Below are 10,989 nucleotides of genomic sequence, written 5' to 3'. Positions count from 1 at the left end.
AGGCTCATGGGCCGCAGATATCAGGTCAGTGACCCGAGGCTTCCGATGCCCCGATGCCGGTTTCGGACCGCACCTGCTGGGCCGGGAAGCCGGCCCGGTCGAGCTTCGCCCGCGGGCTGTTGTCGAGGATCGAGAACAGCCAGATGCCGACGAAGCCGAACGTCATGGAGAACAGCGCCGGCGAGGTATAGGGGAACGGCGCCGAGCCAACCGGGTTGCCCAGGGTGGCTTCCCACACCGACGGCGACAGGATGGTGAGGATCACCGAGGAGGCGAGCCCGAGGAAGCCGCCGATCACCGCGCCGCGGGTGGTGCAATCCTTCCACAGCACCGACATGAACAGCACCGGGAAGTTGGCCGAGGCCGCCACCGCGAAGGCCAGGGACACCATGAAGGCGATGTTCTGCTTCTCGAAGGCGATGCCCAGCAGCACCGCCAGGATGCCGAGGCAGATGGTGGTGATGCGCGAGACCTTGAGTTCCGCCGCGCTGTCGGCCTTACCCTTCTTCAGCACCGTGGAATAGAGGTCGTGCGACACCGCCGAGGCCCCCGACAGGGTGAGGCCCGCCACCACCGCGAGGATGGTCGCGAACGCCACCGCCGAGATGAAGCCGAGGAAGATGTTGCCGCCGACCGCCTGGGCCAGATGCACCGCCGCCATGTTGTTGCCGCCCACCAGAGCGCCCTTGGCGTCGAGGAAGCCGGGATTGGTGAGGACGAAGGTGATGGCGCCGAAGCCGATGATGAAGGTGAGCAGATAGAAGTAGCCGATCCACCCGGTGGCCCACATCACCGACTTGCGCGCTTCCTTGGCGCTGGGCACGGTGAAGAAGCGCATCAGGATATGGGGCAGGCCGGCGGTGCCGAACATGAGCGCCATGCCGAAGGAGATGGCCGAGATCGGGTCCTTGATGAAGGTGCCCGGCCCCATGATGGACTGTCCCGCCACCTCCGCCGCCGCCGGGGCCGCGCCCTTGGCGGTGGCGATCTGCGTCTTCACGGCGACCGCCGCCGCGAACATGTTCTCGGGGCTGAAGCCGTAGCGCCACAGCACCATGAGCGCCATGAAGGTGGCGCCGCCGAGCAGCAGGCAGGCCTTGATGATCTGCACCCAGGTGGTGGCGGTCATGCCGCCGAACAGCACGTAGACCATCATCAGCGCGCCGACGATCACCACCGCGATCCAGTAGTCGAGGCCGAACAGCAGCTTGATGAGCTGGCCGGCGCCCACCATCTGGGCGATGAGATAGAAGGCCACCACCACCAGCGTGCCGGACGCCGCGAACACGCGCACCGGGGTCTGGGCGAAGCGGAAGGCGGCCACGTCGGCGAAGGTGAACTTGCCGAGGTTGCGCAGGCGCTCCGCCATCAGGAAGGTGAGGATGGGCCAGCCCACGAGGAAGCCGATGGAGTAGATCAGGCCGTCGAAGCCGGAGATCATCACCGCCGCGGAAATGCCGAGGAACGAGGCCGCGGACATGTAGTCGCCGGCGATGGCGAGGCCGTTCTGGAAGCCGGTGATGCCGCCGCCGGCGGTGTAGAAGTCGGCCGCCGACTTGGTCTTCGATGCCGCCCACTTGGTGATGAAGAGGGTGCCGACCACGAAGATCGCGAACATGGCGATCGCGGTCCAGTTGGTGGCCTGCTTCTCCGAGGCGCCGATGGCCTCGGCCGCGAAGGCCGCCGTGGGTGCCAGTGCGGCAAGCGCGAGGGCGGCGAGGCCCGCAAGGCGCGACGCCTTGCCGATGAAAGCGTGCGTCGACATCACTTGAGCACCTGCTGCTTGATCTTCTCGGAGAGATCGTCGAACTCGCTGTTCGCGCGCCGGACGTAGACGGCAGTGATGAGGATCGTGAAGACGATCACGCCGAAGCCGATGGGAATACCCCATGTCATCACGCCCGAGCCGATGCGCGTGGCGAGAAAGCCTTTATTGAAGGCAATAAGCAGGATGAAGCCGTAATAAACGACCAGCATCGCAAAAGTGAGTGTCCAGCCGAAGCGCGAGCGCGTCGCCTTCAGCTTCTGGTAATTGGGGTCGGCCGCAATGCGCGCGGCCAGAGATGCGTCCATCGGAGCCCCTCCCTTAGCGGTCCACGGCTGTTCCGCGGACCTGATTGTTATCGTGGATGACGTCGGGCTTGGACGAGCCACACGCCGCGCCTGCAATCTGGACCAGCGGCGCGCCCGGCGCTAGTTGGGGAGATACCGTACTTTCGGCGATACTCCTGCGGCAGGCTCCCGCACCGCACAAGGCCGCTTCCGGGGTGAAGAATCGCTTCAAATCAGCGGTTTAAGCTGCGTTTTCTGCGTATTGCAGGTGCGTTCGAGCAGCTCAGGACTGGTTTTTCCAAAGCCACGGCAATCTTATACTTTCGGGTGAAACAACTCAACGATCCGCCATTGGTATTAAAACCAACCGGGCATGCCCCGCGCTGCGCGGTAGCGGGCGGGGGCTCGGGTGAAGCCGGCTCTATTCGTTGCCGTCGTTCGCATCATTTCGGCGGTGTTCGATTTCCGGGCGCCGGACCGCTTCTTCGGCCTCCCCGACATGGTGCTCACGCCCCACAGGCCTTTCCCAAGGTGGTGCTCACGCCCCACAGGGCCGGCGCCACCGGCGGGATCCGCCAGGCCATGGCGAACCTCGCTCGTGTTGGGCCAATCTGGTGGCGCACCTTTCCGGCGAGCCGCTGCCCATCGCTCTGCTGCGAGGCCGGGGGCAACCCAAACCGGCGGGACGGCCTCAGCCCTCCCGCGCCGACCTCTCGCCGAGGGCGGCGGCGACCTCCTCGGCCAGCGCCTCCAGCTCGGGGTCGGGGATGCCGAGGGACCGCAGCCCGGCGCAGGTCTGGAACAGATAGTCCGCTGCCGAGCCGATGGCACCGCAGGCATGGGCCAGCCGGTGGATGATTTCGGTGCGGGCCAGCCCGCCCGCATATTGGCAGCTGCTGCGATCGATGGTGAAGGAGATGGCGCAGCCGAAGCGCGCGCCATCTGCATCGAAAACGTCCAGCCAGCGCGGAACATAGGCGCCCGACAGCATCTCCCGCCGCCACAGGATGGACAGCTCGCGCTCCAGGATCGCCTCGTCGATGCGTAAGGCGACACCGTGGCAGGCGCCGCCCTCGTCGAGGCCCAGCGTCAGGCCCGGGTTGTCGGTGGTGCCGCGCCCGATCAGGGTGGTGAGGCAGAAGGCCCGGTGCCAGCCCTCGATGCGGGCGGTGCGGTTTTCCTGCGCGTGCACGGTGGGGTTCCAGATCAGCGAGCCATAGGCGAACAGCCAGGCGTCGCCATCCGGGCGCGCATCCAGGGTAGCGCGCAGCGAGGCGGCGCGCTCTTCGTCGGTGAGCACGCGCAGGGCCGGGGCATCCCGTGCCGCGATGGCGTCGATGCCCCCGGATTCGATCAGTTCGCGGGTCAGCTCTTGGATCTTCATGGTGATGCGGGGATATAAGCACGAACTGCGCCAATGCGAAGGCGGCGCTTCGCCGGCCAGATGCAAGGCTGCAAACGGCGATTGCGCCAAACGGCCGGCGCGGCGGCGGTCGAAGACCGGAACCGGTGAAAGCCCACGCGGCGCCTGCACGAGCCCGCGCCTGCACGAGCCTCGTCGGCGTCAGACCGCGTGGCCGATGAGGGCGCCGATGGCGGCGGTGACGGCCATGGCGAAGGCCCCCCAGAAGGTGACGCGCACCGTGGGCGTCAGCAGTCCGGCCCCGCCGATGCGGGCGCCCACGGCGCCGAGCACGGCAAGGCAGATGAGCGAGCCGCCCGCCACCACCAGCGGGATCGCGCCTTGCGGCGCCATGGCGGTGAGCACCAGCGGCAGGGCGGCGCCGGCGGCGAAGGTGCCGGCGGAGGTGAGCGCCGCCTGGATCGGCCGCGCCACCATGTGTTCGCTCAGGCCCAGCTCGTCGCGGGCGTGGGCGGCGAAGGCATCCTTTGCCATCATCTGCTGGGCCACCTTGAGGGCGAGCGCCTTCTCGACGCCGCGCTCCACATAGATTTTGGCCAGTTCCGCGAGTTCCGCGCGCGGCTGCTCGGCCAGCTCCTTGCGCTCGCGGGCCATGTCCGCCGCCTCGGTATCGGCCTGCGAGCTGACCGAGACATATTCCCCCGCCGCCATGGACATGGCGCCCGCCACGAGGCCGGCGGCGCCGGCCACCAAAGGTTCGCTGGCCGAGGCAGAGGCGGCGGCGACGCCGATCACGAGGCTCGCCGTGGAGATGATGCCGTCATTGGCGCCGAGGACCGCCGCCCGCAGCCAGCCGATGCGGGCGATGAGGTGGTTTTCCCGGTGCATGCCGTCTCTCCCTGCGTCCGGCGCCGATTCTGCCGGGGTCACGACCTGCATACGCCTTTGAATGCAACAGGATATGACGCAGTTCCTATTGCCTCTAGGGAAGGCGCGCGCCCCTCCTCACGCCGCGAACGCCCGTGGACGGCCCGGCTCCAGCGTCACGAGCCGATCGGCGATGCCGAGGGTGGCGAAGGCGGCGGCCAGTTCCACGGCGCTTTCCTTGAAATGCACCCAGCCGTCGGTGTGGGCGGCGACCAGGGTGGCCTTGGGGAAGGCGTGGGCGGTTTCCAGGGCGTCGTTGGCGTCCATGGTCATGTGGAAGCGGCCGCGCGGCTCGGCCGAGCCGGCGAAGACGATGACCACCCGGGGCGAGAATCGCCGCGCCACCTCGGCCACGCCCTCGTAGAACACCGTGTCGCCGGTGACATAGAGAAGGTCCCCCGGCGCGTCGCGTCCGAGGAGGAAGCCCACCACATCGCCGGAAAGGGGCTCGATCCCCGGCGGGCCGTGGCGGGCCGGGGCGGCGGTGATGAACAGCCGGCCCGGTCCGTTGCCCGCTCCCTTGCCCGGCAGGTCGAGCGTGGTCGTCTCGAACGGGGCGAGGGCGAGGATGTTATCCCCGCCCAGCCGCGTGGCGCCGGCCGGCGTGGTGAAGACCGCGCCCGCCCTGGGCAGCAGCGCGCGGCCGGAATGGTCGAGATTGTCGAGGTGCTGGTCGTGGCTCAGCAGCACCGCGTCCAGCGGCAGCACCCCTTCGGCCTCGATGGCGGGGCCGACGGTCTTCTCGAAGTGGACAGGGGCGGTCTGGTAGAGGCGGGGCGGGTCGAAGGTGGGATCGGTGATGAGGCGCAGGCCACAGGTCTCGATCAGCACGGTGGGGCCGCCGATCAGGGTGAGGGTGAGGTCGCCGGACGGGCTGGTCATGGGGGGCTCCTGTTTCGCGCGGAGACTGCCGCCCTACGAGCTCCGCGAAAATCCGCTATTATCGCCCAATGGCTGATCGAAATCGCACAGCACTGGACTGGGAGGACGCCCGCTTCTTCGCGGCGCTCGCGCGGCACGGCAGCCTGTCGGCCACGGCGCGGGCGCTGGGTGTCAATCATGCCACCGTGGCCCGGCGCGTCGCCGCCATGGAGCAGGCGCTGGGGGAGAAGCTGTTCGAGCGCCGGCCGGACGGCTATGGCCTGACCCCGGCCGGCACCCGCGCGCTGGAGGCGGCCGACGCCATGGAGAAGGCCGCCCGCCGCCTGCTGCGCGCGCAGGAGCCGCGGCCGCTGGGCGGGCTGGTGCGCATCGCCACCACGCCGAGCCTCGCCGACCTCTATCTGGTGCCGCGCCTTGCGGCCCTCACCCAGCGTCATCCCGCCATCGACCTGGAGATCGTGTCCGAGCGGCGGCTGGCGAGCCTTGCCCGTCGCGAGGCCGACATCGCCCTGCGCCTCGGCGTCCCCAAGGATGCGGACGTGATCGCCCTGCGCCTCGCCACCCTGGCCTTCGGCTATTACGGCACGCCGGACTGGCGCGGCCGGATCGCGGCCGGCGCGGCGCCGGTCTTCGTCGGCTTCGACGAGGCCAATGCCCATCTGCCGGAGGCGGCGTTCCGCGCCCGGCATTTCCCCCGGGCGCGGCTGGCGGTGCGCGCCAATACCCAGTCCACCCAGGCCATCGCCGTCCGGGCCGGCCATGGCATCGCCCTGCTGCCCCACTTCATCGGGGCGGGGGAGGACACTTTGGTGAGCGTGCCTCTGGCGCCGCTGCCGCCGACGCGCGAGCTGTTCCTCCTCACCAATCGCCTGAGCGCCGACGACGGCGCGGTGCGCGCGGTGCGGGATTTCCTCGTCGCGCTGTTCCACGCGGATGCCGCGTTGTTTTCGGGTTCGGACGATTGAGGCGCGGGCAGCCTTTTACCGCGCGGCCGGCGTTCCTATCTGAAGGGCGGGGCGATCCGCTGGAGCACGCGCCGGCGCGCGTGCGGGGCGGGCCGGGCAACGCGTTCTCCGTCCTGAAGTCTGGCGCCGGATGCGGCGGCAGCGCGGTGGAGGCAGGGTCTCATGGTGCAGCTTTCCATTCTCGATCTGGTGCGGGTGCGGCAGGGGTCCGGCCCCCGCGACGCCCTCGACAATGCCCGCGATCTGGCGGCCCACGCGGAAGGGTGGGGCTATCGCCGCTTCTGGGTGGCCGAGCACCACAACATGCAGGGCATCGCCAGCGCCGCCACCTCGGTGGTCATCGCCCATGTGGCCGCCGGCTCCCGCCACATAAGGGTAGGGGCGGGGGGCATCATGCTGCCCAACCACGCGCCCATGATCATCGCCGAGCAGTTCGGCACCCTGGCGCAGCTGTTCCCCGGCCGCATCGATCTCGGCCTTGGCCGGGCGCCGGGCACCGATCAGAACACCATGCGGGCGCTGCGGCGCTCGCTGACCAATTCCGACCATTTCCCCAATGACGTGATCGAGCTTCAGGCCTATCTGGCCGAGGCCGGGCCGGGCCAGTCCCTGTTCGCGGTGCCCGCCACCGGCACCAACGTGCCCCTGTGGATCCTGGGATCGAGCACCTATGGCGCGCAGCTGGCGGCAGCATTGGGCCTGCCCTATGCCTTCGCCTCCCATTTCGCGCCGGCGGACCTGATCCCGGCGCTGGAGCTGTATCGCGCCCGCTTCCAGCCCTCGGCGCAGCTCGCCCGGCCCTATGCCATGGCCGGCCTCAACGTGATCGCCGCCGAGACGGATGAGGAGGCGCGCCACCTCGCCACCACGCAGCAGATGTCGGTGGCGGACATTTTCCGCGGTGCCCGCGGCCTCAGCCAGCCGCCCATCGACGATATCGAGACCTATTGGTCCCCCATGGAGAAGGCGCAGGCCGCCCGCTTCCTCTCCCGCTCCGTGGTGGGCAGCCCGCAGACCGTGCGCGCCGGCATCGACGCATTCGTGGCCGAGACGGGGGTGGACGAGGTGATGATCGTCTCCGACGTGTTCGATCACCAAAAGCGCCTCGCCTCCTACCGCATGATCGCCGACGCGGTGCCCCACGCCGCCGACTGGGAGAAATCGGCGGCGTGAGGCCGAAGCGGCGCTGACCCTCAGCCCTTCAGTGTGGCGTCGAGGCTGATGGCGGCGCGGATCACCTTGGACAGGGGGCAGTTGGCCTTGGCCTTGCCGGCCAGCTCCGCGAACTGCTCCGGCGTGGCGCCGGGAACGGTGCCCACCAGCGTGAGGTCCACGGCGGTGATCTCGTAGCCCGCCTCCATCTTCTCCAGCGACACCTTGGCGGAGGTTTGAAGGTCGGTGGCGGTGAGGCCCGCCTCGCCGAGGATGAGCGAGAGCGCCATGGTGAAGCAGGCGGCGTGGGCCGCGCCCAGAAGCTCCTCGGGATTGGAGCCCTTCTGCCCCTCGAAGCGGCTGGCGAAGCCGTAGGGATAGGCGGAAAGCGCGCCGCTCTCGGTGGAGATCGCGCCCTTGCCGTCCTTGATGCCGCCGCTCCACTGGGCCGAGCCGGTGCGGATGATCGCCATGTTGGTCTCCTCAGGTTATCGGGGCGCGGCGCCGGGCCGCTCGGCTCCGACTTTGGCCCCGGGTGGCCGAGGCGCGTCCCTGGCAACGGTCCCGGCTGTTGACCGGGACCGGCAGGGTTCCACGCTCGACCTTGGCCTCAACACCTGGGCGGGCGAAACGTTCACGGCCCGGTCGGGCTTTTTCGTCGCGCGGGTCCCGCCGCTGCGGAAACATTCGGATACGGGCTGGCAAACAAACGATGCGCCGGGGTCCTATTGCGGTCATCTCGACCGTGACACTGGCGGCATGAACCGGTCCGCCCCCTCCTCCCCTCCCGCCCCTCGCTCTGCGCGTCGGATTGCTCCGGCGTGCCGTCCATGAGGCATCGGGTGTTGGCGCGGTTGGCGACCGTGGTCCTGGTGGCGCTGGCCCTGTCCGGCTGCGCGGTGGGACCCGACTACGAGACGCTGCTGCTTTCCATGCCCGACCACTGGGGCAGCGGGCGCGGCGCGACGGCCGAGGCTGCGCCCCTGCTGCAGCGCTGGTGGCGGCGGCTCGGCGACAGCGTGCTCGATGGGCTGATGGAGGAGGCGGTGGCCGGCAATCTCGACGTGGCGACCGCCAAGGCCAAGGTGCGCGCCGCCCGCGCCACCTATCGCCAGCAGGTGGGCGCCCTGTTCCCGCAGGTCACCGGCAACGCCTCCTACACCCGTGGCGACAACGGCGGCAACGTGGGCTCTGACGGCGACGTGACGGTGGCCAGCACCTACACCCAGTATCAGGCCGGGCTCGACGCCAGCTGGGAGCTCGACCTGTTCGGCGCCAACCGGCGCGGCGTGGAGGCTGCCGCCTATGGCTCGGATGCCGCCGTGGACGACCTCGACGCCGCCCTCGTCACCCTCGTGGGCGACGTGGCCACCAATTATGTCGACGCCCGGGGCTATCAGGCGCGCATCGCGCTCGCCCGCCGCACCGCGAGCGCCCAGCGTGAGACCGCCGCGCTGACGAAGCGCAAGCTCGACGCCGGCGGCGCCTCCGCTTTGGACGCGGCCAATGCCGCCGGGCAGGCGGCGAGCACCGAGGCCGACATTCCCGAGCTTGAAGCCGCCTTTGCCCAGAGCGTCCATCGCCTGTCCGTGCTCATCGGGCGGGAGCCGGCGGCGCTTGCAGGGCGGCTGGCGCGCGTGCGCGCCGTTCCTGCGCCGCGCCTGCCGGTGCCCAAGGGCATTCCCGCGCAGGTGCTCACCCGCCGCCCGGACGTGCGCGCCGCCGAGCGCCGGCTCGGCCAGTCCACGGCGCTGGTGGGGCAGGCGGAGGCCAACCGCTATCCCGCCATCAGCCTTGCCGGCACGCTCAACACCACCGGCACGCAGGTGGGGGACCTGGCGCGCGGCTCCTCCATCAGCTGGTCGTTCGGACCGACGCTGACGGTGCCGATCTTCACCGGCGGGCAGCTGAAGGCGGCGGTGGAACTCGCCGAGGCGGAGCGCGACCAGTCGTTCCTCGCCTATCGCGCCGCAGTGCTCACCGCGCTGGAGGATGTGGAGAATGCCGCGGTCTCCCTCGGCAAGCAGCGCCTCAAGGCCGGCCGGCTCGCTGCCTCCGCCGCGTCCTATCGCGAGGCGGCGCGGCTGTCCCATGCGCTCTATACGGCCGGGTCGTCGAGCTTCCTCGACGTGCTCACCGCCGAGCGCTCGCTCTATGCGGCCGAGACCGCGCTGATCGAGAGCCGGGTCGCCACGGCGACCTATTATGTGGCCCTCAATAAGGCGCTGGGCGGCGGCTGGGACGGGGCGGTGGATACCGCGACCCCGGTCGTCGTCGACCAGAACACCGGCCCCCATTTCGCGCGCCTGCCGGCGCCGGCGATCCAGTGAGACGGCCGGCATGAACGCGCTTTCCCCTTTCGACCCGGCGCAGGCCGACACCCATCCTGCCCCTGCGCCCAAGCTGCCCGCGCGCCCGCCGCGCCGGCTGTGGCGCTGGGGCGCGCTCGCGGTGCTGCTCGCCGCCGCGGCCTATGGCTATTCCCGCTTCACCGCGCCCGATCCCGGCAGCGCGCTGATGACCGCCGCCGTCACTCGCGGCGACGTGGCCGAGACCGTGCTCGCCAGCGGCACCCTGAAGCCGGAAAAGCTGGTGGCGGTGGGCGCGCAGGCCTCCGGCCGCATCACCTCGGTGAAGGTGCGGCTGGGGCAGAAGGTGAAGGCGGGCGACCTCGTGGCCGAGATCGATTCCGTCACCCAGAACAACGCGCTGGGGACCGCCGAGGCGGGGCTCGCCAATGTCCGCGCCCAGAAGGCGGAGAAGGAGGCAACCCTCGCCCTCAACGAGCTGACCCTCGCCCGCCAGCGCACCATGGTGGCGCAGAAGGCGGTGTCGCAGGCCGATTTCGAGACCGCCGAGGCGGACGTGAAGGTGACCCGCGCCCAGCTCGCGGCGCTGGAAGCGCAGATCGTGGAGGCCGCCATCGCGGTGGAGACGGCCCGCGCCAACCTCGGCTACACCCGCATCACCGCCCCCATCGACGGCACCGTGCTCGCCCTGGTGGCCCAGGAGGGGCAGACGGTGAACGCCACCCAGTCGGCGCCCACCATCGTCATCCTCGGCGCCCTCGACGTGATGACGGTGCGGGCGGAAATCTCCGAAGCCGACATCGTGAAGGTGGCCCCGGGCATGCCCCTGTGGTTCACCATCCTCGGCGCGCCGGACCGCCGCTACGAGGGCAAGCTCGAGTTCATCGAGCCGGCGCCGGAATCCATCAAGACCGACAGCAGCTTCACCACCACGAGCACGTCGTCGTCCTCGTCGTCCTCGTCGTCCTCGTCGTCCAGCACGTCGTCCTCGGCCATCTACTACATGGGCCTGTTCAACGTGCCGAACCCGGAGGGGCGGCTGCGCACCTATATGACGGCGGAGGTGCACATCGTCCTCGGCGAGGCGAAGGGCGTGCTCACCGTGCCGGCCACCGCGCTGGAGCGCGACGGCTCCGGCGACAGCGTGCGCGTCATGGGGACGGACGGCACGCTGGAGCGGCGCCGGGTGGTGGTGGGGCTCAACGACAAGATCACCGCCGAGATCCGGTCCGGGCTCAAGGACGGCGAGCGCGTGGTGACCGGCGAGAAGCTGCAGGGCGCGGCCACCGCCTCGCGCATGCCCGGCCCGCCCATGGGGGGGTTCTAGCCATGGGAAACG

The 10,989-nt window shown here is 70.0% G+C and carries 10 protein-coding genes; 4 read left to right on the top strand and 6 right to left on the bottom strand.

Translation table 11 applies throughout. From position 1 onward, the window contains the following. Positions 1-25: 25 nt before the first annotated feature. The 5 genes from V5F48_RS01100 to V5F48_RS01080 all read right to left on the bottom strand — a co-directional run bounded on the left by V5F48_RS01100 (position 26) and on the right by V5F48_RS01080 (position 5,224). On the bottom strand, positions 26-1,765 hold the full coding sequence (locus tag V5F48_RS01100) for a cation acetate symporter (protein ID WP_394039222.1): 1,740 nt from the start codon (positions 1,763-1,765) through the stop codon (positions 26-28). Further along, positions 1,765-2,073 carry a DUF485 domain-containing protein gene (locus V5F48_RS01095; RefSeq protein WP_394039220.1) on the bottom strand — a complete coding sequence of 103 codons (309 nt, stop codon included), beginning with the start codon at positions 2,071-2,073 and terminating at the stop codon, positions 1,765-1,767. The genes V5F48_RS01100 and V5F48_RS01095 overlap by 1 nt, the downstream gene beginning before the upstream one ends. A gap of 670 nt (positions 2,074-2,743) precedes the next feature. After that, a complete protein-coding gene (locus V5F48_RS01090; protein WP_394039218.1) occupies positions 2,744-3,436 on the bottom strand; it encodes a gamma-glutamylcyclotransferase in 693 nt (230 codons plus the stop codon). 180 nt (positions 3,437-3,616) lie between these two features. Continuing rightward, positions 3,617-4,303, bottom strand: coding sequence for a VIT1/CCC1 transporter family protein (locus tag V5F48_RS01085; protein ID WP_394039216.1), 687 nt, complete (start codon positions 4,301-4,303; stop codon positions 3,617-3,619). 117 nt (positions 4,304-4,420) lie between these two features. Beyond that, the gene (locus V5F48_RS01080) at positions 4,421-5,224 is read right to left on the bottom strand and encodes an MBL fold metallo-hydrolase (protein ID WP_394039214.1); all 804 of its coding nucleotides are present in this window, start codon (positions 5,222-5,224) and stop codon (positions 4,421-4,423) included. 68 nt (positions 5,225-5,292) lie between these two features. Here V5F48_RS01080 and V5F48_RS01075 point away from each other — a divergent pair, with 68 nt between their 5' ends. Together V5F48_RS01075 and V5F48_RS01070 are read left to right on the top strand one after the other, a co-directional pair. Continuing rightward, complete coding sequence (locus tag V5F48_RS01075) at positions 5,293-6,189, top strand: LysR family transcriptional regulator (RefSeq protein WP_394039212.1); 897 nt, start codon at positions 5,293-5,295, stop codon at positions 6,187-6,189. Between the two features lie 162 nt (positions 6,190-6,351). Continuing rightward, positions 6,352-7,362 (top strand): LLM class flavin-dependent oxidoreductase, encoded by a 1,011-nt coding sequence (locus V5F48_RS01070; RefSeq protein ID WP_394039210.1) that lies wholly within the window; start codon positions 6,352-6,354, stop codon positions 7,360-7,362. Between the two features lie 20 nt (positions 7,363-7,382). Here V5F48_RS01070 and V5F48_RS01065 read toward each other — a convergent pair whose 3' ends face one another. Then, the gene (locus V5F48_RS01065; protein ID WP_394039208.1) at positions 7,383-7,814 is read right to left on the bottom strand and encodes an OsmC family protein; all 432 of its coding nucleotides are present in this window, start codon (positions 7,812-7,814) and stop codon (positions 7,383-7,385) included. Between the two features lie 357 nt (positions 7,815-8,171). Here V5F48_RS01065 and V5F48_RS01060 point away from each other — a divergent pair, with 357 nt between their 5' ends. Beyond that, positions 8,172-9,671: an efflux transporter outer membrane subunit gene (locus tag V5F48_RS01060; protein WP_394039206.1), complete on the top strand. Its 1,500-nt coding sequence runs from the start codon at positions 8,172-8,174 to the stop codon at positions 9,669-9,671. Positions 9,672-9,681: 10 nt separating this feature from the next. Beyond that, complete coding sequence (locus V5F48_RS01055) at positions 9,682-10,977, top strand: efflux RND transporter periplasmic adaptor subunit (protein ID WP_394039204.1); 1,296 nt, start codon at positions 9,682-9,684, stop codon at positions 10,975-10,977. The last annotated feature ends 12 nt before the right edge of the window (positions 10,978-10,989 follow it).

It is taken from the genome of Xanthobacter autotrophicus ATCC 700552 (assembly GCF_043194565.1).
Lineage (GTDB): Bacteria > Pseudomonadota > Alphaproteobacteria > Rhizobiales > Xanthobacteraceae > Xanthobacter > Xanthobacter autotrophicus_F.
Note: the sequence above shows the minus strand (reverse complement) of the source record. Positions and strands in the feature narration are given on the sequence as shown.